Consider the following 24571-nt stretch of genomic DNA (forward strand, 5'->3'; position numbering starts at 1 on the left):
GTCCGCCCAGGGCCGGTCCGGGCCGGCGCCCGTCCCGCACCGCACGCCCCTCCCCGGGAGGTCCTCATGGCCCGCTTCTCCTACGGCGCGTGGGCCGGCGGCCCCGACCCGCTGGCCGGCCCGCTCGACGTCCGCGCCGCCGTCGACGCCCTCGGGCGCGAGGTCATGGAGGGCCGCAGCGTGCGCGACGCGCTGCGCGACCTCCTCGAACGCGGCGAGGACGGGCGCCGCGGGCTGCGCGACCTCGCCGCCCGGGCGGCGCGGAGGCAGAAGGAGCTGCGACGCTCCGGCGACCTGGCGGGGCCGCTGCAGCGCGCCCGCGAGCAGCTCGCGCAGGCCCTCGACGCCGAGCGCGAGGCACTGGCCATGTCCGACGACGACGACGCTCGCGAGCGCGAGCAGCGCCTCGACGACCTCCCCCGCGACACGGCCGAGGCGGTGCGCGAGCTCGAGGACGACGAGTGGCGCAGCCCGGTGGCCGAGCAGCTCTACCGCCAGATCCGCGAGCAGCTGCGCGACGACGTCATGGGAGCCCAGTTCGCCGGGCTGCGCGACGCGCTGGCCGCGGCCCGGGAGGCCCGCCGGGCCGCCGAGGAGGGAGGCGACGCCGAGGGCGCCCGCGCCCAGCAGGCCGCCGCGATGGCGCAGATGAAGGACATGCTCGCCGACCTCAACGCCCTGCTGGCCGCTCACGCGCGCGGCGAGGACACGACCGAGCAGTTCGAGCAGTTCATGGAGCGCCACGGCGACGCCTTCGGCGACGACCGCCCGGAGAGCGTCGAGGAGCTCGTCGACGAGCTGGCGCGCCGGCAGGCGGCCATGGACCGGATGCTCTCGTCCCTGTCGCCCCAGCAGCGCGCCGAGCTCTCCGACCTCATGGCGGACGCCCTCGGCGACGCCGGCCTCGAGGCGGAGATGGCGGCGCTGGGCGACGCGCTGCGCGCCCTGCGGCCGGGCCTCGACCGGCGCTCGCGGGAGCGCTTCACCGGCTCCGACCCGATGGGCGTGGGCGAGGCGACCGACGCCCTCGCCGAGCTCTCCGACCTCGACTCCCTCTCGCAGGCCCTGGGGCAGGACTACCCGGGGGCGACGCTCGACGACGTCGACGTGGAGGCCGTCGAGCGCCAGCTCGGTGCCGGGGCGGCGGCCGACGTCCGGGCGCTGCAGGAGCTGGACGCCGAGCTCCGCCGCCAGGGCTGGCTCTCGCGCGACGGCGCCGACGCGCTGTCCCTCACCCCGAAGGCGATGCGACGGCTGGGGCAGACGGCGCTCGCGGCCGTCTTCTCGCGGCTGCGCGGCGGGCGGCGGGGCCAGCACGACGACCGGTCGGCGGGCGCCGCCGGCGAGGCGACGGGCAGCTGGCGCGCGTGGGAGTTCGGCGACGAGCAGCCCCTCGACGCCGTCCGCACCGTCCAGCGCGCGGTGCTGCGGACGGCGGGGACGCCCGGGCGCCGGGAAGGCGGGGCTGTGACGCTCGACGTCGAGGACTTCGCCGTCGTCGAGACCGAGCGCCGCACGGGCGCCGCCGTGGCGCTGTGCGTCGACCTGTCCTTCTCCATGGTGGCGGAGGGGCGCTGGGCGCCGATGAAGCAGACGGCGCTCGCTCTCTCCCACCTCATCGCGACCCGCTTCCCCGGCGACGAGCTGGAGATCATCGGCTTCGGGCGCACCGCCGAGGTCCTGACGGCGGCCGAGCTCGCCGCCGTCGAGCCGTCCGGCGTGCAGGGCACCAACCTCCAGCACGCCCTCGCGCTGGCGCGCCGCCACGTCGGCCGGCACCCCGGCCTGGACCCCGTCGTCCTCGTCGTCACCGACGGCGAGCCGACGGCGCACCTCGAGGACGGCGAGGCCGTGTTCTGGTGGCCGAGCCTGCCCGAGACGATCGAGGCGACCGTCCACGAGGTCGACGCGCTCACCCGGATGCGGACGCCGATCAGCACCTTCGTCCTCGGCGACGACCCGGGCCTGCGCCGCTTCGTGGACGCCCTCGCGCGCCGCAACGGCGGCCGGGTGCTCGCGCCGTCGACCGACCGGCTCGGCGAGTACGTCGTCAGCGACTACCTCGACGCCCGCGCCTTCCGAGGCTGACGGCGCTCCGGCGGAGGTGATGCCTCCACCGTCGAAGGGCACCTACGGGTGAAGGAGGCGTCACCTCCACCCCCGGAGGCCCCCACGACGTGAAGGAGGCGTCACCTTCACCCCCAGGAGCCTCTGAGACGTGAAGGAGGCGTCACCTCCACCTCAGGAGGCGCCCCACCTGGGAGGAGGCATCACCTCCACGGTCAGGCGTTGCGCTCGTCGCGCCAGGCGAGCCAGTCGCGCAGGGGGCCGAGGTCGTAGTCCGGGCCGCCGGTGCTCACGGTGAAGAGGGTGACGCCGGCGCCGAGCATCGCGTCGCCGACGGCGGACGGGTCGCCCTCGACGCCGGCGGAGCGCTCGACCTCCCGCGGGTCGCGGCCGAGGTCGCGGCAGTAGCCGTCGAGGATCGCGCCCTTGCGCTGGACCGTCTCGGCGTCGCCGAAGGCGTGCCAGATGTCGGCGTGCCGGGCGACGAGGGGCAGCGTCTTCCTCTCGCCGCTGCCGCCGACCATGACGGGGATGTCGCGGACGGGCGCCGGGTTGAGCTTCGCCCAGCGCGCCTCGATGCGCGGCAGGGCCTCGCCGAGGTCGCCGATGCGGGCGCCGGCGGTGCGGAAGTCGTAGCCGTACTCGTCGTAGTCGCGCTCGAACCAGCCGGCGCCGATGCCGAGGACGAGCCGTCCGTCGCTGACGTGGTCGACCGTGCGGGCCATGTCGGCCAGCAGGTCGGGGTTCCGGTAGGAGTTGCAGCTGACGAGCGCGCCGATCTCCACCCGCTCGGTGGCCTCGGCCCAGGCGCCGAGCATGGTCCAGCACTCGAAGTGCTTGCCGTCGGGCTCGCCGTACAGCGGGAAGAAGTGGTCCCAGTTCATCACCAGGTCGACGCCGGCCTCCTCGGCGGCGGCGACGGCACGACGGATCTGGGCGTAGTCGGCGTGCTGCGGCTGGATCTGCACCCCGACGCGCACGGGGCGGGCGGCGTCCGGGGTCTGGCCGGTCTCGGCGGTGGTCACGCCCGGAGACTACGAGCGCGGTGCCCCCAGCGGGGCGACCCGTCGAGAGCGGTCAGGAGGCGCTGCGGCGGCGGGCGCGCAGCAGCTCGACGGCGAAGGGCAGCAGCGACACGACCACCACGACGGCGATGATCGGCAGGAGGTAGGTGTCGATGCCAGGGATCCGCGCGCCGAGCTCGTGGCCGACGAAGATGAGGCCGAGCGACCAGACGAGCCCGCCCGCGGCCTGCCACAGCGTGAAGGAGCCGGCGCGCATGCCGACGGTGCCGGCGAGCGGGTTCATGAGGGTGCGCACCACGGGGATGAAGCGCGCCAGCACGACGGCCTTGCCGTAGCCGTAGCGCTCGAGGACGCCCTCGGCCCGGCGCACCCCGGCCTGCAGGCGCGGGCGGTCGGGACGGTCCAGCAGCGCCGGTCCCGCCCGCCGGCCGATGAGGTAGCCCACCTCGGCCCCGGCGAGCGCCCCGGCCGCGGCGGCCGCCATCGCCGCGCCCAGCGGCAGGTGGGCCGTGTCGCTCGCCGACGTCGCCGTGAGGATGCCCGCCGAGAACAGCAGCGAGTCACCCGGCAGGAAGAAGCCGACGAGCAGTCCCGTCTCGGCGAAGAGGACCGCGAAGAGCCCCACCAGCCCGAAGGTCGCGAGCAGGTGCTGGGGGTCGAGGAGGCTCACAGCGTCATCCTGGCCCACCTGTCACCGGGTCGCCCGTGAGCGGGCTGGGCGCAGCCCTAGAGCCGCCCCTGCTCCAGCCGCGTGAAGACCGGCGAGTAGACGGCCTCCCCCACGGGCGCGTCGGCGGCCAGCCGCCGCGCCATGAACTCCGGCCCGGCGTAGGGCCCGGTGATGCCGAGCTCCGAGGCCGGCTCGAAGCGGAAGCGCCCGTAGAACGCGGGGTCGCCGAGGACGAGCACGAGGGTCTCCCCCGCCACCGTGGCCTCGGCGAGGACCCGCTCGACGAGCTGGCGCCCGACACCGGAGCTCTGGTGGTCCGGGTGCACCGACACGGGCGCCAGCGCGAGGGCCGGCGCCTGCCCGACGTGGATGCGGCTGGCCAGCACGTGGCCGACGACGTCGCCGTCGTCGACCGCCACGAGGCTGTACCGGGCGAGGTAGGCGCCCGGCTCGAGCCGCAGCTCGTGCACGAAGGCCGCCTCGGGGCCCGGCTGCGCGCCCGCCCCCGTGAAGGCGGCGGTGACGACGGCGGCGACGGCGGTCTCGTCCTCGGGCCCCTCGGGGCGGACGACGACGGTCACGACGTGCCGCCGCGCTCGGGCGCCGTCGGCGGCTCGCCGGGGGCGGGCTGGGGCTTCGCGTCCACCCCGGCCTCCTTGCGCTGCTCGGCGGTGATGGGCGCCGGCGCCGCCGTGAGCGGGTCGTAGCCGCCGCCGCTCTTGGGGAAGGCGATGACCTCGCGGATGGAGTCGACGCCCGCGAGCAGCGCGCAGATGCGGTCCCAGCCGAGCGCGATGCCGCCGTGCGGCGGGGCGCCGTAGGCGAAGGCGTCGAGGAGGAAGCCGAACTTGGCCCGCGCGTCCTCCTCGGCCAGGCCCATGACGGCGAAGACCCGCTCCTGCACCGAGCGCGAGTGGATGCGGATGGACCCGCCGCCGATCTCGTTGCCGTTGCAGACGATGTCGTAGGCCTGCGAGAGCGCGGCGCCCGGGTCCTCCTCGAAGCGGTCGACCCACTCGGGGGTCGGCGCGGTGAAGGCGTGGTGCACCGCCGTCCACGCGCCCGATCCGACGGCGACGTCGCCGGACGCCGTGGCGTCGTCGGCGGGCTCGAACAGCGGCGCGTCGACGACCCACACGAAGGCCCACGCGCCCTCGTCGATCGCGCCCGTGCGGCGCCCGACCTCGAGGCGGGCGGCGCCGAGGAGCCCGCGGGCGGAGGACGCCGGCCCGGCGGCGAAGAAGACGCAGTCGCCGGGGCTCGCCCCGACGTGGGCCGCGAGCCCGGCGCGCTCGGCCTCGGAGAGGTTCTTGGCCACGGGGCCGCCGAGCTCGCCGTCCTCGCCGACGAGGACGTAGGCGAGGCCGCGGTGGCCGCGCTGCTTGGCCCACTCCTGCCAGGCGTCGAGCTGCTTGCGGGGCTGGCTCGCCCCGCCCGGCATGACGACGGCGCCGACGTAGGGCGCCTGGAAGACGCGGAAGGGCGTCTCGCGGAAGTAGTCGGTGCACTCGACGAGCTCGAGGCCGAAGCGCAGGTCGGGCTTGTCGCTGCCGTACCGCGCCATCGCCTCGGCGTACGTCATCCGCGGGATCGGGCCCTGGATCTCGTGCCCGGCCGTGCGCCACAGCGCGGTGAGCAGCTCCTCGGTGAGCGCGATGACGTCCTCGGCGTCCACGAAGCTCATCTCGACGTCGAGCTGGGTGAACTCCGGCTGACGGTCGGCGCGGAAGTCCTCGTCGCGGTAGCACCGGGCGAGCTGGTAGTAGCGCTCGACGCCGCCGACCATGAGCAGCTGCTTGAACAGCTGCGGGCTCTGCGGCAGGGCGTACCAGCTGCCGGGCTGCAGGCGCGCCGGCACGAGGAAGTCGCGGGCGCCCTCGGGGGTGGACCGGGTGAGCGTCGGGGTCTCGACCTCGGTGAAGCCGTGGCCGTCGAGGACGCCGCGGGCGGCCCGGTTGACGGCGCTGCGCAGCCGCAGCGCCGCGGCCGGGCCGGAGCGGCGCAGGTCGAGGTAGCGGTGCTTGAGGCGCACCTCCTCGCCGACCTCCCCCGAGCCGGAGGCCTCGACGGGGAAGGGCAGGGGGTCGGCCGTCGAGAGCACGACCAGCTCGGACGCCACGACCTCGACCTCGCCCGTGGGCAGGTCGGGGTTCTCGTTGCCCGCGGGACGCCGGCGCACCGCGCCCGTGACCTGGACGACGTACTCGCTGCGCAGGTCGTGGGCGCCGGAGGACTCGAGCAGCTCGTCGCGGACGACGACCTGGACGACGCCCGAGGCGTCGCGCAGGTCGAGGAAGGCCACCCCGCCGTGGTCGCGGCGCCGGGCCACCCAGCCCGCCAGCGTCACGGTCGCCGCGTCGGGCGCCGTCCCCTCGGCGGCGGGGGCGTCGGCGGCGTGGTCGGCGCGCAGGGTGCCGGCCTCGTGGGTGCGGAGCACGGTGGGTCCTCTCACGTGGTGTCCCCGGCGGTCGGGCGGCCGGGCTGGGTGCGGCGCCCGCGGCCGCCGGTGCCCCGGCGCCCGCCGACGGGCGCGGCGATCCTACGGGCGAGGTGCGACGGCGGCCCGCGCCGCCGAGCATGGCCCCCGACCGGCGGCGCCGCCCCGAGCGGCCGCCGCACGCCCTGCAGGAGGAGACCACCGTGAGCGACCCGACCACCGGCCGAGGCCCGATCGACCCGTACGAGCACCTCCCGCAGGTGCCGTCCTTCACCGTGAGCAGCGACGACGTCGCCGAGGGCGAGCGCCTCGCCGACCGCCACGCCAGCGGGGCCTTCGGTGTCGAGGGGGGCGAGGACGTCTCCCCGCAGCTGTCGTGGTCGGGCGCGCCGGAGGGCACGAAGAGCTTCGCGGTCACCGTCTACGACCCCGACGCGCCGACGGCGTCCGGCTTCTGGCACTGGGCCGTCGCCGACCTGCCCGCCTCCACGACGTCGCTGCCCCGCGGCGCCGCGACGAGCGGCCTGCCCGAGGGCGCCGTCCAGCTGCGCAACGACGGCGGCTTCGCCGGGTTCGTCGGCGCCGCGCCGCCGCCCGGGCACCGCACGCACCACTACTGGGTCGTCGTCCACGCCGTCGACGTCGAGAGCCTCGGCCTCGACGCCGACGCCCCGCCCGCGCAGCTGGGCTTCAACCTCTTCCCGCACACGCTCGCCCGGGCGACGCTCGTCGCGACGTACGACCTGCCGGCCCAGGACGGCTGACCGGCCTCCTCCACCACGGCCGGCCGCACCTACGCCATGGGTCGAACGCGTGTTCGACCCGTGGCGTAGGCTCGGCCCATGTCGCTGACGACGCAGCCGTCCCTCCTCGACGACGTCGCGGAGGACGCCGGGCCCCGCCTCGGCGAGCTGACCGAGGGGCTCGTGCGGCACGAGCTCTCCCGCGGCGCCTGGGTGGACGTCCGCCCGGGCTGGGTCGAGTCGTCGGGCGCCCTCTTCGAGCACCTGCTCACCGCGGTGCCGTGGCGCGCCGAGCGCCGCCAGATGTACGAGCGCGAGGTCGACGTGCCCCGCCTGCTCTGCTTCTACGGCGAGGAGGCGCTCCTCCCCCACCCGCTGCTCGCCCGTGCGCGCGACGCCCTCTCGGCGCACTACCTCCCCGAGCTCGGCGAGCCCCTGCGCACCGCTGGGCTGTGCCTGTACCGGGACGGGCGCGACGGCGTCGCGTGGCACGGCGACCGGCTGGGGCGCTCGAGCCGCGAGGACACGGTCGTCGCGATCCTCTCGCTGGGCGCCCCGCGCCCCCTCGTGCTGCGCCCGCGCGGCGGCGGCCCGACGGCGCTGCGCGTCCCCGTGGGCCACGGCGACCTGCTCGTCATGGGCGGCTCGTGCCAGCGCACGTGGGAGCACGCCGTCCCCAAGACGAGCCGGCCGGTCGGGCCCCGCGTCAGCGTCCAGCTGCGCCCGCACGGCGTCCGCTGACGACGCCGCGGCCCGGGTGGTCCCGGGACGACCGCCGCGCTCAGAGGGCGAGGGGCAGCTGCTCGGGCTCCGCGACGGCGGCCTGCGGGCGGCGACCCGCCCCCGTCGGCAGGCTGCCGGCGGGGAAGTCGCCCTCGTCGTCGCCGGGGACGCCGCGGGCGACCCCGCCGTGCTGGCGGTCGAGGCCGTGGCGGGCCAGCAGCGGCGCGAGCCGCTCCTGCAGCCACGACCGGTAGTGCGACGGGACGTAGGCGCCGCGGCCGTAGAGGCGGGCGTAGCGCGGCACGAGCCGCGGGTGCGTGCGCTCGAGCCACGCCCAGAACCACTCCCGCGCGCCGGGTCGCAGGTGCAGCGGGAGGACGGTGACGCCCGTCGCGCCCGCCTCCGCGACCCGCCCGAGGGCCTCGTCGAGGTGCTCGACGGTGTCGGTCAGCCACGGGAGCACCGGGGCGACGAAGACGCCGCACGGCAGCCCGGCGTCGCGGACGCGGCGCACGAGCTCGAGCCGGGCGCGGGGCGAGGGCGTCCCGGGCTCGAGCGCCTGGTGGAGGTCGTCGTCCCAGATGGCCAGGGACACGCCGATCCCGACGGGCACCTGCCCGGCGGCCCGGGCGAGCTGCGGCAGGTCGCGCGCGAGCAGCGTCCCCTTCGTCAGCACGGAGAAGGGCGTGCCGGACGACGCGAGCGCCTCGACGACGCCGGGCATGAGCCGGTAGCGCCCCTCCGCCCGCTGGTAGGGGTCGGTGTTCGTGCCCAGCGCCACGTGCTCGCGCTCCCACGACGCCCGGCCGAGCTCGCGGCGCAGCACCTCGGCGACGTTCGCCTTGACGACGACCTCGCGGTCGAAGCCCTCGCCGGTGTCGAGGTCGAGGTAGGCGTGGGTGCCGCGGGCGAAGCAGTAGACGCAGGCGTGGCTGCAGCCGCGGTACGGGTTGACCGTCCACCGGAACGGCATGGCCGACCCCGCCGGCACCGCGTTGAGGGCGCTGCGGGCGCGCACCTCGTGGAAGGTGACGCCCGCGAACTCCGGCGTCCGCACCGTGCGCTGGAGCCCCGGGATGCTCGCTGCCGCGAGCCCGGGCAGCGCGCCGTCGTCGACCGCCGCCAGCGTCTGCGTCTGCCACCTCACGACCGGAGTCGAACACCTGTCCGACGAGGCGTCAAGCGCCCGGCGTCGCCGCACGTCGCCGTCGCCGCGCTCGGGTGGTCCGGGAGCTCGGCGCTCAGGCGGGCGGCGACCGGGGCCACGAGCGCGGACTTCGAGGGCGACGAGGCGGCGCGCCGCCCCGCGAAGTCCGCGCTCGCGCCGCCGTCACGGCGCGTCGGCCCGCGAAGTCCGCGCTAGGGGCGTGGAGGGCGAACGGGCGACGACTCGCCCTCCCGAGCCCCTCCCCGAGGGCGAGCAGGCGACGACTCGCCCTCCCGAGGCCGTCCCCCAGGGCGGGCGGCGACGACTCGCCGTCAGGCGGTGGGCTCGTGCCAGGCGACGGTCGGGCGGGCGTCCTCGGCGGGCGGCGCCCACGTCGCCGGGTCGGCGGGCACCTGCTCGCCGGAGCGGATGTCCTTCACCTCGTGCGAGCCGTCCTCCTGCGGGAACCACACGAAGGGGACGGAGCGGCGGTCGGCGTAGCGGATCTGCTTGCCGAACCGCGCGGCCGACGGCGCCACCTCGGTGGCGACGCCGCGGGCCCGCAGCGCGGCGGCGACGGCGGCGGAGGCCGCGCGGTGCTCCTCGTCCGCGACGGCGACGAGCACGGCCGTCGGCGTCGGCCGCGAGGCGCGCAGCAGCCCCCGCTGCAGCAGCGGCACGAGGGTGCGCGTGACCCCGAGGGAGAGCCCGACGCCCGGGTAGGTCGTCCGGCCGTCGTCGGCGAGGGCGTCGTAGCGGCCGCCCGAGCAGATCGAGCCGAGGTGCTCGTAGCCCGTCATGCGGCTCTCGTAGACGGTCCCCGTGTAGTAGTCGAGACCGCGGGTGATGGACAGGTCGGCGACGACCCGGAAGGAGCCGCCCCCGACGGCCCCGGTGGCGGCGACGACGGCGGCCAGCTCGTCGAGGCCCTGGTCGAGCAGCTCGTCGCGCACGCCCAGCCCGCGGACCTCGTCGACGAAGCCGGTGCTGCCGGGCTCGGCGCGCAGCGTCGCCAGCGCCAGGCAGGCGTCGGCCTCCCGCTCCCCCAGGCCGACGCCGTCGACGAGCGAGGCGCGGACCCGCTCGGGCGAGGTCTTGTCGAGCTTGTCCACCTCGCGCATCACCGAGGCCGTGTCCGCGAGCCCGAGGCCGCGGTAGAAGCCCTCGACGAGGCGGCGGTTGTTGACCTGCATGACCACGGGCGGCAGCGGCAGGCGGGCGAAGGCGTCGGCCATGACGAGCGGCAGCTCGGCCTCGTGGTGCGGCGCGAGCGAGCCGGCGTCGACGACGTCGACGTCCGCCTGGCGGAACTCGCGGAAGCGGCCCTCCTGCGGCCGCTCCCCGCGCCAGACCTTCTGCACCTGGTACCGGCGGAAGGGGAAGGCCAGCTTCCCGGCGTTCTCCAGCACGTACCGGGCGAAGGGCACCGTGAGGTCGTAGTGCAGCGCGAGGACGTCGTCCCCGCCCGCCCCCGCGGCCGCGCCCTCCTCGGCGACCTCGGCGAGCCGGCGGACCGCGTAGACCTCCTTGTCGATCTCGCCCTTGCGCAGGAGCACCGACAGCGGCTCGACGGCCCGCGTCTCGACGCCGGCGAAGCCGTGCAGCTCGAACACCTCGCGCAGCACGTCGAGGACGTGGTCCTCGACGACCCGCTCCTCCGGGAGGAGCTCGGGGAAGCCCGACAGGGGTCGGGGGGTGCGCGCGGCCATCAGGGGCTCTCCAGGAGGTCGGGGTCGAGCAGGTAGGGGTTCGTGGCGCGCTCGCGCGCGAGGGTCGACGCCGGGCCGTGGCCGGGCACGACGAGCGCGTCGTGGGGCAGGGCCAGGACGACGTCGCGCAGCGTGGCGCGCATCGCGGCGCCGTCGCCGCCGGGCAGGTCGGTGCGGCCCACCGAGCCGGCGAAGAGGACGTCGCCGGTCATGACCGTGCTCCGCACCCGCCCGGCCACCGCCGGGGTGCCGGCGGGCAGGCCGTCGGCGGCGGACCAGGAGTCGCCGTCCGGCACGTCGTCGACGACCAGGAGGGTCGAGCCCTCCGTGTGCCCCGGAGCGGCCACCGCGCGGACGCGCAGCGCCCCCGCGACGACCTCGTCGCCGCCCGAGAGCCCGCGCACCGACGCCGGGCGCCGCCACGCGAAGCCGGGGACCTGCGCCAGGAGCGCCGCGCGCAGCTGCGGCCCGAGCCCCTCGAGCGGGTCCTCGAGGCGGTGGACGTCGGGGGCGCCGAGCAGCACCGGCGCGCCGGCGGGATCGGCGACGGCAGCGGCCTCCGCGACGTGGTCGAGGTGCCCGTGGGTCACGAGGACGGCGACGGGGCGCAGGTGCAGCCGCTCCAGCAGCGGCAGGAGGCGGTCGACGACGCCGAGGCCCGGGTCGACCACGAGGCACTCCCCCGGGGAGCCCGCCGTGCCGGCCCTGGCGGCCAGGACGGTGGTGTTGGTGCCCAGCACGCGGGCCGGGACGCTGCGCAGGAGCACCGGGGGAGCCTACCGACGGCCCGTCCGCGCATAGACTCGCCGCCGTCCGCCACGGGCCGCCGCCGCTCCCGTCCCGGGGAGGGCGCGCCACGGCGGCAGGCCCGGCGGGAGGTCGACGAGCGGAGGTCCATCGGTGGCGCCCAGCAAGCGCGAGCGCGACGACGCACGACGTCGCTACGCGGAGCACCTGCGACGCCAGGAGCAGCAGGCGGCCGCGCGCCGCCGGCGCAACCGGGTGCTCGTCGCGGTCGGGTCCGTGCTGGCCGTCGCCCTGGTCGGCGCCGCTGTCGTGACAGCCGTCACCGGTGGGGACGAGGACGGCACGACCGCCTCCCCCACCCCCTCGCCGATCGCCTCGCCGAGCGCGACACCGGTGGCCGACAACCCCTGCCCCGTGCCGGAGACCGGCGCCGTCGCCGACCCGCCGCAGTTCGACGCCGCCCCCGCGCCCGGCTCGAGCGACGCCACGTCGGCGGTCATCGCCACGACGTGCGGCGACATCACCGTCGAGCTCCTGCCCGACGCCGCCCCGCAGGCGGTCGCGAGCTTCGCCTTCCTCGCCGACGAGGGCTTCTTCGCCGGCACGCCGTGCCACCGGCTCGTGACGTCGGGCATCTTCGTGCTCCAGTGCGGCGACCCGACGGGCACCGGCACGGGCGGGCCCGGGTACAGCTTCGGTCCCGTGGAGAACGCCCCCGCCGACGACGTCTACCCCGCCGGCACGCTCGCCATGGCCCGCCAGGGCGGGGACGGCGACAGCAACGGCAGCCAGTTCTTCCTCGTCTACGAGGACTCGTCGATCCCCTCGGACGCCGGGGGCGGGTACACCGTCTTCGGCCGCGTGACCGAGGGGCTCGACGTCGTGCAGACCATCGCCGAGGGCGGCACCGCCGCCGACGGGGTCGCGCCCGCGCGCCCCATCAGCATCGAGGGAGTGACGACGCAGTGAGCGACCCCGTGAGCGCCCCGCGCGAGGACGAGGCCCGCCCGGAGACGGCGGCGCCCGAGACGACCACCCCGGAGGTCGCCGCCGAGGCGGCCCCCGACGCCGTCGCGGACGCGCCGGCGACGGACGGCCCGGCGAGCGACGAGCAGCCGGCGGACGGGGCGGACGCGGGCGCGGCGGTGGAGCCGACCTCCCCGGTGACGACGGCCGAGGACGTCGCCCGCGACGCGGCCGGGCTCGACCCGGAGGGCGCGGTGGACGCCCCCCGCGCCGAGGACGCCTCCTCGCCCGAGGACACCCCCTCGCCCGAGGACACCGCTTCGCCCGAGGACGCGGGCCCGGTCACGGAGGCGGCCGTGCCCTCGGACGACGCCGTGGCGGTGGGCAGCACGGCGGACGAGGTCGTCAGCGACCCCGTCGCCGACGCCGACCCCGGGACCACCTCCGACGACGCGGCCACGGTCGCCGACGCCGCCCCGGCCGCGACGGAGCCGGCGGTCGAGGCGGAGCCGGGGACGAGCCCCGCGGCGGAGGCCGCGCCGTCCCCCCGACCGGCGCCACGCCCCGGCCCCGGTCGACCGGGGCCGCGCCCCGGCGGGCCGCGCCCCGGCGCCGCCGGACCCGCCCCGTCGCCCGGTGCGTCGTCCCCGTCCGCGCCGTCCCACTCGGCGTCCTCGCGAGGCCCCCGCCCGGCGGGCCGTCCGGGCGGCCGCCGTCGTGACGAGGCCGCGGGGGCGCCCGCGGTGAGCGCCGAGCACGCGCCCGCCGACACGGCCGAGTGGGGCCGCGTCGACGACGAGGGCGTCGTCCACGTGCGCACGGCGGACGGCGAGCGGGTCGTCGGCTCGTACCCGGACGTCGCCGCGGACGAGGCGCTGGCCTACTTCGGCCGCCGCTTCGCCGACCTCGTGGCGCAGGTCGACCTCGTCGAGCAGCGCCTCGACGTGGCCGACGCGCCCGTCGGCGAGCTGCGCTCGGCCCTCGCGAAGGTGTCCCGCGCCCTGCAGGACGCGACCGCCGTCGGCGACCTCGCCGGCCTGGGCGAGCGCGTGGACGCCCTCGGCGCCCGCGTCACCGAGCGCGAGCGCGAGGCGAACATCGCCCGCGAGCAGGCCCGCGGCGTCGTCCGCGCGCAGCGCGTCGAGCTCGTCGAGGAGGCCGAGGCGCTCGCGGAGGCCGACCCCGCGCAGGTGCAGTGGAAGGCCTCCGGGGAGCGGCTGCGGGCGCTGTTCGACCTGTGGCGCGAGCAGCAGCGCGCCGCCGGCACGGCACGCCTGCCCAAGGGCGAGGAGGACGACCTCTGGCGCCGCCTCAAGCACGCGCGCAACCGCTTCGAGCGGCACCGCCGGCACCACTTCGCCGAGCTCGACGCGCGCCACGGCGAGGCCAAGGCCGTCAAGGAGGGCCTCATCGCCGAGGCGGAGGCGCTCTCCGGCTCGACCGAGTGGGGCCCGACGTCGACGGCCTACCGCCAGCTCATGGACCGCTGGAAGGCGGCCCCGCGGGCGGCGCGCAAGGAGGACGACGCCCTGTGGGCGCGCTTCCGCGCGGCGCAGGACGTCTTCTTCAGCGCCCGTGACGCCAAGGACGCCGAGCAGCTGGAGGGCGAGAAGGAGAACCTCGCCGTCAAGGAGGCCCTGCTCGTCGAGGCGGAGGCCATCCTCCCCGTCCGCGACGTGCGGGCCGCCACGGCCGCCCTGCGCGACGTGCAGGAGCGCTGGGACGCCGCCGGCCGGGTGCCGCGGGCCGACCTCGGTCGCATCGAGAAGCGGATGCGGGCGGTCGAGCAGGCCGTGCGCGACGCCGACTCCGAGCGCTGGCGGCGCACCAACCCCGAGGCGCGGGCCCGCGCCGAGGGGGCGCTGGGCCAGCTCCAGGACTCCATCGCCGGGCTCGAGGCCGAGCTCGAGCAGGCGGAGGGGGCCGGGGACGAGCGCGCCGTGCGCCGCGCCCGGGAGGCTCTCGACGCCCGCCGCGCCTGGCTGCAGCAGGTGGAGCGGGCGGCCGCCGACTTCAGCGGCTGAGCCCCCGCTGCCCCCACCGCCCGAGGGCCGGGCGCCCGTCCACAGGCGGGCGCCCGGCCCTCGGCGGCTCCCTCCGGTCGGCGCCACGATGCCGGGGTGACGACGGACGCCGCCCCCGCCGGACCGCCCACCGGCCCGGGCCTCCGCCGCGCCGTCGCCCCCGACGGCGTGTGGACCCCGGGCGCGGTGCCCGCGGCCGTCCTGCGGGCGATGGCGGCCGAGGGGCTGCTCGTGGAGCTGGTGCCGCACGTCTTCGCCGCGGCCGACCTGGCGGGTGACGCGGTGGTCCGCGCCGGCGCGCTCGCGGCGGCGGTGGAGGGGGCCACCGGGCCCGGCTCGCCCGTCGTCGCGCGGGCGCTGCTCGACCGCGGGGTCGTGGGCCTGGCGGCGGCCGCCTGGGTGCACGGGCGCTCGGTGCACGGGTCCGGGGGCCCGCCCGCGCGCGTCGACCTGCTCGTGCCCCTCGCCACCGGGTCCCGGCCCGTGCCGGCGCCCCTGCGGCTGCGCCGGGTCGCCGACCCGTGGGCTCGCAGCGCGTGGGTCGGCCCCCTGCGCGTCAGCGACCCCGACCGGGCGCGCGAGGACGCGGGCGCCGCGGACGACGACGTCCGGGACGCCGCGGCGCTGGCCCGGCTGCGCCGCGCGGCGGGGGCGGGGGCGCGCCCGGCCCGACCGGACGGGCGGCCCCGTCAGGGGGTGCTGTGGCCGGCCTCCTCGCGGCGCCCCGTCGAGCGGTAGACGTCGAAGACGCCGTCGACGCGCCGCACCGCGGCGAGGACGTGGTCGAGGTGGCTCGGGTCGCCCATCTCGAAGGTGAACTTGGAGATGGCCACGCGGTCCCGCGACGTCGTCACCGACGCCGAGAGGATGTTGACGTGGTTGTCCGAGAGGACGCGCGTGATGTCGGAGAGCAGCCGCGCGCGGTCGAGGGCCTCGACGGAGATCTGCACGAGGAAGACGCTGTCGGCGCCGACCGACCACTCCACCTCGACGATGCGCTCGGGCTGGCCCATGAGGCCGCTGACGTTGCCGCAGTCGCGGCGGTGCACCGACACGCCGTTGCCGCGCGTCACGAAGCCGATGACCGGGTCGCGCGGCACCGGCGTGCAGCAGCGGGCGACCTTCACCCACACGTCGTCGACGCCCTTGACGACGACGCCCGGGTCCCCGGAGCGCCGCCGCGTCGCCGTCCGCGGGGGCGGGAGGACCGCCTCGGCGAGGTCCTCCTCGGCGCCGCTCTCGCCGCCCAGCGCGGTGACGAGCTTCTGCACGACCGACGCGGCCGAGACGTGCCCCTCCCCCACGGCGGCGTACAGGGCCGAGACGTCGGCGTGGTGCAGGTCGCGCGCGACCCCGGCGAGGGAGTCGTGGGACATGAGGCGCTGGATGGGCAGGTGCTCCTTGCGCATCGCCTTGGCGATGGCGTCCTTGCCCTGCTCGATGGCCTCCTCGCGGCGCTCCTTGGAGAACCACTGCTTGATCTTGCTGCGCGCGCGGGGGCTCTTGACGAAGGTCATCCAGTCCCGGCTGGGGCCCGCGCCCTCGACCTTGGACGTGAAGACCTCGACGACGTCGCCGTTGTCGAGGGTGGACTCGAGCGGCACGAGGCGGCCGTTGACGCGGGCGCCCATCGTGCGGTGCCCGACGTCGGTGTGGACGGCGTAGGCGAAGTCGACCGGCGTCGACCCGGCGGGCAGCGCGATCGCGTCGCCCTTGGGGGTGAAGACGTAGACCTCGGCCGCGTTGATCTCGAAGCGCAGGGACTCGAGGAACTCCCCCGGGTCGGACGTCTCGCGCTGCCAGTCGAGCAGCTGGCGCAGCCAGGCCATGTCGCTGCCGCCCGTGCCGTGGCTGCCCGGGGCCCCGCGGTCGGCCGGGTCCGTCGTGCCGCGGCCCCCGGCGTCCTTGTACTTCCAGTGGGCCGCGACGCCGAGCTCGGCCCGGCGGTGCATGAGGTGGGTGCGGATCTGGATCTCGACGGGCTTGCCCTCGGGCCCGATGACCGTCGTGTGCAGCGACTGGTACATGTTGAACTTGGGCATCGCGATGTAGTCCTTGAAGCGGCCCGGGACCGGCGTCCAGCGCGCGTGGAGCGCGCCGAGGACGGCGTAGCAGTCCCGGACCGTGTCGACGAGGACCCGCACCCCGACGAGGTCGTAGATGTCGGCGAACTCGCGGCCGCGCACGATCATCTTCTGGTACACGGAGTAGTAGTGCTTGGGCCGGCCCGTGACGGTGGCGCGGACCTTGGCCTGCCGCAGGTCGGCCGCGACCTGGTCGCGGACGACCGCGAGGTACTCCTCGCGGGCGGGGGCCTGCTCGGCGACGAGCCGGACGATCTCCTCGTAGACGCCCGGGTAGAGCGTCGCGAACGACAGGTCCTCGAGCTCCCACTTGATGGTGTTCATGCCCAGCCGGTGGGCGAGCGGCGCGTAGATCTCGAGGGTCTCGCGGGCCTTGCGCTCGGCGGACGCCGCGGAGACGTACTTCCACGTGCGGGCGTTGTGGAGCCGGTCGGCGAGCTTGATGACGAGGACGCGGATGTCGCGGGCCATCGCCACGACCATCTTGCGGACGGTCTCGGCCTGCGCCGCGTCGCCGTACTGGACCTTGTCGAGCTTGGTGACGCCGTCGACGAGCATGGCGACCTCGTCGCCGAACTCCTCCCGCAGCTGGGCGAGGGAGTACGCGGTGTCCTCGACGGTGTCGTGCAGCAGCGCGGCCGCCAGCGTCGGCGCCGTCATGCCGAGGTCCGCGAGGATCGTCGTCACCGCGACGGGGTGGGTGATGTAGGCGTCGCCGCTCTTGCGCCGCTGCCCGCGGTGGGCCTTCTCCGCGACGACGTACGCCCGCTCCACCACGGCCGTGTCGGCCTTGGGGTGGTTGCTCCGCAGGCTGCGCAGGAGCGGCTCGAGGACGGGCGACGTCGTCGACGGCCGCGAGCCGAGGCGCGCGAGCCGGGCGCGGAAGCCGCTGCCGCCGGGCTCGTCGGCGCGGGGAGGCTCGCCGGCCGTGCTCGAGGGCGCGGGGACGGGGACGAGCGCGCCCGTCGTCGTGGGGACGGGCGCGCCGGCGCCGGTCTCCTGCTGCGCGGGACCCGTCTGGGCGACCTCGTCGGACACCGGCACCTCCCAGGCGCCCCGGGCGGTCCCGGCGGCGCGTCGTCGCAGGCCACCAGCCTACGTCCGCGCCCGGGCCCCGCGGCCGCGCCCCGCTCGACGGGCCCTCCGCCCGACGTCGCGGCCGCGCGGCCGGGTCAGAGCCGCAGCAGCGCGTCGACGCGCCGGCCCGGCAGGGCGGCCCGGCCGCCGAGGGCCTCGATCTCGGCGAGCACGAGCACGCCGTCGACCTCGCCGCCGGCCCGCTCGACGAGGCGGCACGCGGCCGCGGCGGTGCCGCCCGTGGCGAGCACGTCGTCGACGACGACGACGCGCGCACCCGGGCGCACCGCGTCGGCGTGGAGCTCGACCGTCGCCGAGCCGTACTCGAGGTCGTAGGTCTCGGCGAGGACCTCGCGCGGCAGCCGGCCCGCCTTGCGCACGGGCACGAAGCCGGCGCCCGCCGCCACGGCGACCGCGGCCCCGAGGACGAAGCCCCGGGCCTCGACGCCGGCGAGGGCGTCGACGTCGTCGGGGAGGAGGTCGGTGAGGCCCCGCACGGCGTCGGCCAGCGCCGCCGCGTCCGCGAGCAGCGGGGTGATGTCGCGGAAGACGACCCCGGGCCGGGGGTGGTCGGGCACCTCCCGCAGGAGGGGCAGCAGACGGTCGGCGAGGCCGTCCGCCGTCGCGGCGCCCGCGCGGCCGGGATCAGCCACGTCGGCGCCCGCGCCGCGGCTGCGGGCGCTGGCCCCGCGGACCCTCACCGGCGGCGCCGGCGCCGCCACCGGCGGTGGCGAGCGCGGCGGTGCCCTCCGCCGGGCCCTCGGCGGCGAGGCGCGCCTCCTCGCGGCGGTGGGCGCGGACCTGCTCGGTGTGCGCCCGCACCCGGTCGTCGCGGCTCTTGACCTCGGCGAGGATCGCCGGCGCCACGAAGATCGAGGAGTAGGTGCCCGCGAGCGTCCCGACGAAGAGGGCCAGGGACACGTCGCGCAGGGTGCCGGCCCCGAGGAGCAGGGCGCCGATGAAGAGGATCGAGGCGACCGGCAGGGCCGCCACGACGGAGGTGTTGATCGACCGCACGACCGTCTGGTTGACGGCGAGGTTGATCTGCTCGAGGTAGGTCCTCGACGACCCCTGCAGCACCCCCGCCGTCTGCTCGCGCACCTTGTCGAAGACGACGACGGTGTCGTACAGCGAGAAGCCCAGGATGGTGAGGAAGCCGATCACCGAGGCGGGCGTCACCTCGAACCCCACGAGGGCGTAGACGCCGGCCGTCACGACGAGGTCGTGGATCAGCGCGACGAGGGCGGCCGCCGCCATGGCGAGGTCCCGGAAGTACACGGCGATGACGCCCGTGACGAGCACGAGGAAGATGCCGATGCCGATGAGGGCCTGACGGGTGATGTCCGCGCCCCACACCGGGCCGACGAAGCTCGACGTCACCTGGCTCGGGTCGACGTCGTACGCCGCTGCCAGGGCGTCCACCACGTCGGCGGTCAGGTCCTCGGGGACGGCCTCGGTCTGGATGCGCACGGAGTCGCCGCCGACCACCGACACCGACGGCGGCTGGGCGTCCGGGAGCACCTCGGCGACGGCCTCGAGCGCCGGGTCCTCGGAGGCGTCCGCCACCTGGGAGACGCGGTACTCCGAGCCGCCGGTGAACTCGATGCCGGGGTTGAAGCCGCGCACGACGAGCACGAGGACGGCCAGCAGGACGACGACGCCCGTGATGGCGAGCAGCCGGCGCCGGCGCTCGACGAAGTCGAAGGACCGACGACCCGTGTACAGGTCGTTGCCGAAGGCGGCGAAGCTGGGCACGGGTCAGTCCTCCGTCGGGGTCGTGCGGCCGGCGCCGTGGTGGGCGGGGTCGCCGCCCCCGGCGCTGTCTCTGCTGCCGTCGGGGCTGCCGCCGTCGGAGCCGTCGCCGGACGGGCTGCCGCCGTCGGGGACGCCCTCCTCCTGCTCCTGCCGCTCGCGCGCCTCCGCGGCACGGCGCTCGGCGATGGTCATCCGGCGCGGCTGCGCCGCGGCGGCCGGGTCGAGGTCGCCCGGGGTGCGGTCGCGGCGGCGCCGCTCGCCCTCGCCGCCGCCGTCGTCGTCCGCGGGCGGACGGTCGTCGGCGCCGGCCGCGAGGTCGCGCCCGCTGGCGGGCTGGGCCACGCGGCCCCTCCCGGCGTAGACGGTGCGCCCGAGGTGCTCGGCGTCGAAGCCGGACAGCCGGTGGCCGCTCGCGAAGAAGCGCGTGCGGGCGAGCAGCGTGACGACCGGGTGCGTGAGCATGACGACGACGAGCAGGTCGATGAGCGTCGTCAGGCCGAGGGTGAAGGCGAAGCCCTGCACGCCGCCGACCGCGAGGACGTAGAGGACCACCGCGGCGAGCAGCTGCACGACGTCGCTGATGATGATCGTGCGCCGTGCGCGCGCCCAGCCGGTCTGCACCGCCGCGGCCACGGAGCGGCCCTCGCGGACCTCGTCGCGCACGCGCTCGAAGTAGACGATGAACGAGTCGGCCGTGACGCCGATGGCGATGATGAGGCCGGCGACGCCGGGCAGGCTCAGCCGGTAGCCCGACGTCCAGCTCAGCAGCGTGATGGCGCCGTAGGCCAGCAGGCCGGCCACCGCGAGGCTCGCGACGGTGACGAGGCCGAGGAGCCGGTACTGCAGCAGCGAGTAGACGACGACGAGCCCGAGGCCGATGAGCCCGGCCAGCACCCCGCGCTGGAGCTGCTCGGTGCCGAGGGTCGCGGAGATCTGCTCCTGCGTCTGCACCTCGAAGGACACCGGCAGGGAGCCGAAGCGCAGCTGGTTGGCCAGCGTCTGCGTCGACTCCTGCGTGAAGGTGCCCGAGCCGCCGTCGTCGATGCGGGCCTGGCCGCCGGGGATGGGCCCGTTGACGCTCGGCGCCGAGATGACGAGGCCGTCGAGGACGATGCCGAACTGGTTCTGCGGCGGCGGCAGCTGCGAGATGCGCGAGGTGATGTCCGCGAAGGCGTCGCCGCCCGCGCGGGTGAAGTCCATCGTGACGACCCAGCCGCCGGTGGAGAAGCCCTGGTCGTTCGTCGCCGGCTGCGAGGACGCGCCGGTGAGGTCGGAGCCCGTGAGCTCGACCGGCCCGAGGAGGTACTTGGCCGAGCCGGTCTGGTCGCACGTCGCGAGGGGCAGGACGTCGTCGGACTCCGTGCCGCCCGTGCGGTTGGCGGGGTCGGTGCAGTCCAGCGCCGCGAACTCGGCCGCCAGGTCGGGGGTGATCCACGCCAGGTCGCTGGCGCTCGTCGGCTCCGACGTCGGCGCGTCGGTCGGCTGCTCCCCCGGTGCTTCCGTCGCGGGGGCCTCCGTGGCGGGGGCGTCCGTGGCAGGGGCGCCCGTCGTGGGAGCGCCCGTGGTGGGCGCGGTGCGCAGCGCGGGCGGGATGACGCTGCCCTGCGTCGACCCGGGCGTCGGCTCCGCCGTGGCCGGAGCGTCGGTGGCTGGAGCGTCCGTGGCGGGCGCCTCCGTCGACGGGGTTTCCGTGGCGGGCGCCTCCGTGGAGGGGGCCGTGGCGCCCGCCGTCGGCGCGTCGGTGGGCGCGCCCTCGCCGGGCTGCGCGGTGGCGTCGATGGGCGTGGGGCCCGCGACGGCCAAGACGGGACGGAAGGTCATCCGGGCCGACTGGCGGATGAGCTCGAGCGTCGCCTGCTGAGTCTGCGGGTCGCCCGGCAGCTCGACGAGGATGTTCTGGCTGCCCTGGGCGCTGACGTTCGCCTCGCCGATGCCGCTGCCGTCGACGCGCTGGCGGATGATCTCGATGGCGTCGTCGATGGTGTCCTCGGTGACCTCGCCGCTCTGGCCCGGCTGGGCCACGGGCGTGAGGATGACCCGCGTCCCGCCCGCGAGGTCGAGGCCGAGGCCCGGCGTCCACGCGGCGGTGGACCACTGCGCGGCGGCGGCGATGCCGCCGTAGAGCAGCGCCAGGACGACGCCGAGGGCGCCGAGGGTGCGGATCGAGCGGGTGCGGGTCGTGGCTGCCACGGCTGCGTCGTCCTCCGAGCGGTCAGGGGCTCCGGGACGCGGCGCCGTCGCGGCGGTCCCCGGGGCGGGTCAGGCGGGGCGGCGCGAGCCGTCCGACGGGTCGTCGCGGGGGTCGTCCTCGACGACGTCGTCGTCGACCATCTGGTCCTCGGCGATGTCGTCCTCGTCGGCGACGGGGGCCGCGGGGTCGACCCGGCGGGCGATGGCCTGCCGCAGCCACCACGTGCGCACGCCCGGGGCGACCTCGATCTCGACGCGGTCGTCGCGGACGCCGGTGACCGTCCCGAACTGGCCGGACGCCGTCATGACCTCCGTGCCGGTCGCCAGCTCGCTCTGCATCTGCGCCACGGCCTTGCGCTGCCGGCTGCCCCGGACGCTGAGGAGCACGAGGGGGACGAGCAGGAGCAGGAGGACGAGGGAGAAGGGATCCATGGCGGGGCGGGGCCAGCCTTCGCAGTCGGCGTCAGGGTCGGTCGCGCGATCACTCGGTCGTGCGGCTGGTCACTCTACGGGAGCACGGCACCGGTCCCGGCGCGCTCAACGGCGGTGCGCCCGCGCCGTGCCGCGCGCGAGATGGCGCCCGGGCGGGCTCTCAGGACGGCGGCGCCGCCCGGTCGTCGTCCCGGTCCTGGCCCTCGCCGTCCCCGTCGCCCCCGTCGTCCTCGCCGTCCTCGCCGTCCCCCAGGGGGAGCGTCGCCTGCAGCGGCGCGCCCGGCGGCGGGCGCAGCCCGAGGTGGGCCCAGCCGTCCGCGGTCGCGACGCGCCCCCGCGGGGTCCGGCCGAGCAGGCCCTCGCGCACGAGGAAGGGCTCGGCCACCGTCTCGACGGTGTCGGGCTCCTCGCCGACCGCGACGGCGAGGGTCGAGAGCCCCACCGGTCCCCCGCCGAAGCGGCGGCACAGCGCGTCGAGGACCGAGCGGTCGAGGCGGTCCAGGCCGAGCTCGTCGACCTCGTAGACGCGCAGCGCGGCGCGGGCGGCGTCGGCGTCGACGACGCCCGTCCCCCGCACCTGCGACCAGTCGCGCACCCGCCGCAGGAGGCGGTTGGCGATGCGGGGCGTGCCCCGGGAGCGCCGGGCGATCTCGGCGCCCCCCGCGGCGGTGAGCTCGACGCCGAGGAGCTGCGCGGAGCGGCGCAGCACCTGCTCGAGCTCGTCGGGGGCGTAGAAGTCGAGGTGGCCGGTGAAGCCGAAGCGGTCGCGCAGCGGGGCGGGCAGGAGCCCGGAGCGGGTGGTCGCGCCGACGAGCGTGAACGGCGGCAGGTGCAGCGGGATGGCCGTGGCGCCCGCGCCCTTGCCGACGACGACGTCGACGCGGAAGTCCTCCATCGCCACGTAGAGCATCTCCTCGGCCGGGCGCGCCATCCGGTGCACCTCGTCGACGAAGAGCACCTCGCCCTCCTCGAGGGAGGACAGGACGGCGGCCAGGTCGCCGGCGTGCTGGATGGCGGGGCCGCTGCTGATGCGCAGCGACTGGCCGAGCTCGGCGGCGACGATCATGGCGAGCGTCGTCTTGCCGAGCCCGGGCGGGCCGGAGAGCAGGACGTGGTCGGGCGCCCGGCCGCGGCGGCGCGCCGCCTCGAGGACGAGGGACAGCTGCTCGCGCACGGCCCGCTGCCCGACGAAGTCGTCGAGGGAGCCGGGGCGCAGGGCCGCCTCGGCGGCGCGGTCGTCGAGGTCCTCGGCCGGCTCGACGAGGCGGCCGCCGCGCGCCGCGCGCTCCGCGAGCTCGGCCTCCTCCGCGGCGGACGGTCCGCCGGCGAGGCCGACCTCGGAGGAGCCGTCGCCGTGGCGGCCGGGGCCGGCGCTCACCGGCCCCGCCCGAGGTGGCGCAGCGCGTCGCGCAGGACGGCGGCGACGTCGCGGTCGTCCTCCTGGCCCTCGTCCGGGGCGACCGCCGCGACCGCCTCCGCGGCCGCCCGCGCCGTCCAGCCGAGACCCATGAGCGCCTCGACCACCGGGCCTCCCCCGTCGGCGACCGGCGCGGCCGCGGGCGCCGGGGCGGGAGCCGGACCGGCGCCGGCACCGCCCTCGCGCGCGGGACCGAGCCGGTCGCCCAGCTCGAGCACCAGCCGCTGCGCGCCCTTGCGCCCGATGCCCGGCACCCGGCACAGCGCGGTGAGGTCCTCGGCGGCCACGGCGGCCCGCAGGCCGTCGGGCGCGTGGACGGCGAGCATCGCGAGAGCGAGCCGCGGGCCCACCCCGCTGACGGTCTGGAGCATCTCGAAGACGGCGCGCTCGTCGTCGTCGGCGAAGCCGTAGAGGGTGAGCGAGTCCTCCCGCACGACCATGCTCGTGGCGAGCTCGGCCTCGGTGCCGACCCGCAGCGTGGCGAGGACGGCCGGCGTGGCGTGGACGAGGAGGCCGACGCCCCCGGTGACGACGACCGCCGCGTCGAGGCGGACGGACGCGACGGGGCCGCGGACGCTGGCGATCACGGTGTGCTCCTCGCTGCGGCGCGCCGTCGGCACGGGACGGGCGGACCGGACAGGTGTTCGACGACGACGCTAGCGCCCCGGCGCGGCGCCCGGGCGCACCCGTCCACCGCGGCGCGCCGTACCCCCGGGGGCCTTGCCCGCGGCGGCTCCCCACGCCCCGGGCCGCACGGCCCGCGCCGCGCGGTCGGCCTCCGCCCACGCGGCCTGCGCCGCCGTCGCCCGCCCTCCACCAGCGCCGCCACCGCCAGCGGCTCCGGAGCTCGCGGCCGCTCCCCCGGCGGGCGCCCCGCGCCACAGGTGGCACAGCGCGAGCGCGAGCGCGTCGGCGGCGTCGGCGGGCCGCGGCGCCTCGTCGAGGCCGAGGATGCGGGTCACCATCGCCGTGACCTGGGCCTTGCCGGCCCTCCCGGAGCCGGTGACGGCGGCCTTGACCTCGCTCGGCGTGTGCAGCCCCACCGGGACGCCGGCCCGCGCCGCGGCCAGCAGCGCCACGCCCGACGCCTGGGCCGTGCCCATGACCGTGCTGACGTCGTGGCGGCTGAAGACGCGCTCGACGGCGACGGCGTCCGGGCGGTGCCGGGCGACGGCGAGCTCGAGCGCCTCCGACACCGCGAGCAGCCGCTCGGCCAGCGGCGCGTCCACCGGGGTGCGGACCACCGCGACCTCGACGAGGAGCGCGCGCCGGCCCGGCAGCCCGTCGACGACGCCGACGCCGCAGCGGGTGAGCCCCGGGTCGACCGCCAGCACGCGCACCGGCCCACGGTCGCAGCC

Annotated in this window: 21 protein-coding genes; 6 read left to right on the plus strand and 15 right to left on the minus strand. The window is 77.1% G+C overall.

Annotated elements, in window-relative coordinates:
• Positions 1–66 precede the first annotated feature (66 nt).
• Positions 67–2088: a VWA domain-containing protein gene (locus tag Q0789_RS05830; RefSeq protein ID WP_298803056.1), complete on the plus strand. Its 2022-nt coding sequence runs from the start codon at positions 67–69 to the stop codon at positions 2086–2088.
• A 194-nt stretch (positions 2089–2282) separates the two neighbouring features.
• Here the strand turns inward: Q0789_RS05830 and Q0789_RS05835 are convergent, their stop codons facing one another.
• From Q0789_RS05835 to aspS, 4 genes are read right to left on the minus strand one after another with little or no spacing between them, the layout of a single operon-like run.
• On the minus strand, positions 2283–3092 hold the full coding sequence (locus Q0789_RS05835; protein WP_298803058.1) for an LLM class F420-dependent oxidoreductase: 810 nt from the start codon (positions 3090–3092) through the stop codon (positions 2283–2285).
• Between the two features lie 52 nt (positions 3093–3144).
• Complete coding sequence (locus Q0789_RS05840; protein ID WP_298803060.1) at positions 3145–3762, minus strand: VTT domain-containing protein; 618 nt, start codon at positions 3760–3762, stop codon at positions 3145–3147.
• Between the two features lie 56 nt (positions 3763–3818).
• Positions 3819–4343, minus strand: coding sequence for a GNAT family N-acetyltransferase (locus Q0789_RS05845; RefSeq protein WP_171202212.1), 525 nt, complete (start codon positions 4341–4343; stop codon positions 3819–3821).
• Entirely contained in the window at positions 4340–6199 is a 1860-nt protein-coding gene (aspS, locus tag Q0789_RS05850) for an aspartate--tRNA ligase (protein WP_298803066.1), read from the minus strand. Before aspS ends, Q0789_RS05845 begins: the two co-directional genes overlap by 4 nt.
• A 203-nt stretch (positions 6200–6402) precedes the next feature.
• Between aspS and Q0789_RS05855 the strand changes: the two genes are divergently transcribed.
• Positions 6403–6963: a YbhB/YbcL family Raf kinase inhibitor-like protein gene (locus Q0789_RS05855; RefSeq protein ID WP_298803067.1), complete on the plus strand. Its 561-nt coding sequence runs from the start codon at positions 6403–6405 to the stop codon at positions 6961–6963.
• 78 nt (positions 6964–7041) lie between these two features.
• Complete coding sequence (locus Q0789_RS05860; RefSeq protein ID WP_298803069.1) at positions 7042–7683, plus strand: alpha-ketoglutarate-dependent dioxygenase AlkB; 642 nt, start codon at positions 7042–7044, stop codon at positions 7681–7683.
• Positions 7684–7723: 40 nt separating this feature from the next.
• Here Q0789_RS05860 and Q0789_RS05865 read toward each other — a convergent pair whose 3' ends face one another.
• The 3 genes from Q0789_RS05865 to Q0789_RS05875 all read right to left on the minus strand — a co-directional run bounded on the left by Q0789_RS05865 (position 7724) and on the right by Q0789_RS05875 (position 11288).
• Positions 7724–8812, minus strand: a complete 1089-nt coding sequence (locus Q0789_RS05865) for an Rv2578c family radical SAM protein (RefSeq protein WP_298803071.1) — start codon at positions 8810–8812, stop codon at positions 7724–7726.
• 332 nt (positions 8813–9144) lie between these two features.
• Entirely contained in the window at positions 9145–10521 is a 1377-nt protein-coding gene (hisS, locus tag Q0789_RS05870) for a histidine--tRNA ligase (RefSeq protein WP_298803073.1), read from the minus strand.
• Complete coding sequence (locus Q0789_RS05875) at positions 10521–11288, minus strand: MBL fold metallo-hydrolase (protein WP_298803075.1); 768 nt, start codon at positions 11286–11288, stop codon at positions 10521–10523. Before Q0789_RS05875 ends, hisS begins: the two co-directional genes overlap by 1 nt.
• A gap of 133 nt (positions 11289–11421) precedes the next feature.
• On the opposite strand from Q0789_RS05875, the gene Q0789_RS05880 reads away from it, so the two are divergent.
• From Q0789_RS05880 to Q0789_RS05890, 3 genes are all read left to right on the plus strand, one after another.
• Entirely contained in the window at positions 11422–12237 is an 816-nt protein-coding gene (locus tag Q0789_RS05880) for a peptidylprolyl isomerase (RefSeq protein WP_298803077.1), read from the plus strand.
• A complete protein-coding gene (locus tag Q0789_RS05885) occupies positions 12234–14258 on the plus strand; it encodes a DUF349 domain-containing protein (RefSeq protein ID WP_298803079.1) in 2025 nt (674 codons plus the stop codon). Before Q0789_RS05880 ends, Q0789_RS05885 begins: the two co-directional genes overlap by 4 nt.
• 96 nt (positions 14259–14354) lie before the next feature.
• Complete coding sequence (locus tag Q0789_RS05890; RefSeq protein ID WP_298803081.1) at positions 14355–14996, plus strand: hypothetical protein; 642 nt, start codon at positions 14355–14357, stop codon at positions 14994–14996.
• On the opposite strand, the gene Q0789_RS05895 is transcribed toward Q0789_RS05890, so the two are convergent.
• From Q0789_RS05895 to Q0789_RS05930, 8 genes are all read right to left on the minus strand, one after another.
• Positions 14948–17380, minus strand: coding sequence for a bifunctional (p)ppGpp synthetase/guanosine-3',5'-bis(diphosphate) 3'-pyrophosphohydrolase (locus Q0789_RS05895; protein WP_298803083.1), 2433 nt, complete (start codon positions 17378–17380; stop codon positions 14948–14950). The two genes, Q0789_RS05890 and Q0789_RS05895, sit on opposite strands and share 49 nt — an antisense overlap.
• Positions 17381–17514: 134 nt before the next feature.
• The gene (locus Q0789_RS05900; RefSeq protein ID WP_366917660.1) at positions 17515–18018 is read right to left on the minus strand and encodes an adenine phosphoribosyltransferase; all 504 of its coding nucleotides are present in this window, start codon (positions 18016–18018) and stop codon (positions 17515–17517) included.
• Positions 18019–18064: 46 nt separating this feature from the next.
• Positions 18065–19174, minus strand: coding sequence for a protein translocase subunit SecF (gene secF / locus Q0789_RS05905; protein WP_298803087.1), 1110 nt, complete (start codon positions 19172–19174; stop codon positions 18065–18067).
• A 3-nt stretch (positions 19175–19177) separates the two neighbouring features.
• Positions 19178–21364, minus strand: a complete 2187-nt coding sequence (secD, locus tag Q0789_RS05910; RefSeq protein ID WP_298803089.1) for a protein translocase subunit SecD — start codon at positions 21362–21364, stop codon at positions 19178–19180.
• A 69-nt stretch (positions 21365–21433) separates the two neighbouring features.
• The gene (gene yajC / locus Q0789_RS05915) at positions 21434–21796 is read right to left on the minus strand and encodes a preprotein translocase subunit YajC (RefSeq protein WP_298803091.1); all 363 of its coding nucleotides are present in this window, start codon (positions 21794–21796) and stop codon (positions 21434–21436) included.
• Between the two features lie 160 nt (positions 21797–21956).
• On the minus strand, positions 21957–23174 hold the full coding sequence (gene ruvB / locus Q0789_RS05920; protein ID WP_298803093.1) for a Holliday junction branch migration DNA helicase RuvB: 1218 nt from the start codon (positions 23172–23174) through the stop codon (positions 21957–21959).
• On the minus strand, positions 23171–23800 hold the full coding sequence (gene ruvA, locus Q0789_RS05925) for a Holliday junction branch migration protein RuvA (RefSeq protein WP_298803095.1): 630 nt from the start codon (positions 23798–23800) through the stop codon (positions 23171–23173). Before ruvA ends, ruvB begins: the two co-directional genes overlap by 4 nt.
• Before the next feature lie 69 nt (positions 23801–23869).
• The gene (locus tag Q0789_RS05930; protein ID WP_298803097.1) at positions 23870–24553 is read right to left on the minus strand and encodes a crossover junction endodeoxyribonuclease RuvC; all 684 of its coding nucleotides are present in this window, start codon (positions 24551–24553) and stop codon (positions 23870–23872) included.
• Positions 24554–24571 lie beyond the last annotated feature (18 nt).

Origin of the sequence: uncultured Pseudokineococcus sp. (genome assembly GCF_947499845.1) — a bacterium.
Lineage (GTDB): Bacteria > Actinomycetota > Actinomycetes > Actinomycetales > Quadrisphaeraceae > Pseudokineococcus.

Coding starts and splice junctions, on each gene's coding strand:
- hisS (WP_298803073.1), bottom strand. CDS start 10,521: ATGGCCGCGCGCACCCCCCGACCCCTGTCGGGCTTCCCCGAGCTCCTC.
- Q0789_RS05860 (WP_298803069.1), top strand. CDS start 7,042: ATGTCGCTGACGACGCAGCCGTCCCTCCTCGACGACGTCGCGGAGGAC.
- yajC (WP_298803091.1), bottom strand. CDS start 21,796: ATGGATCCCTTCTCCCTCGTCCTCCTGCTCCTGCTCGTCCCCCTCGTG.
- Q0789_RS05830 (WP_298803056.1), top strand. CDS start 67: ATGGCCCGCTTCTCCTACGGCGCGTGGGCCGGCGGCCCCGACCCGCTG.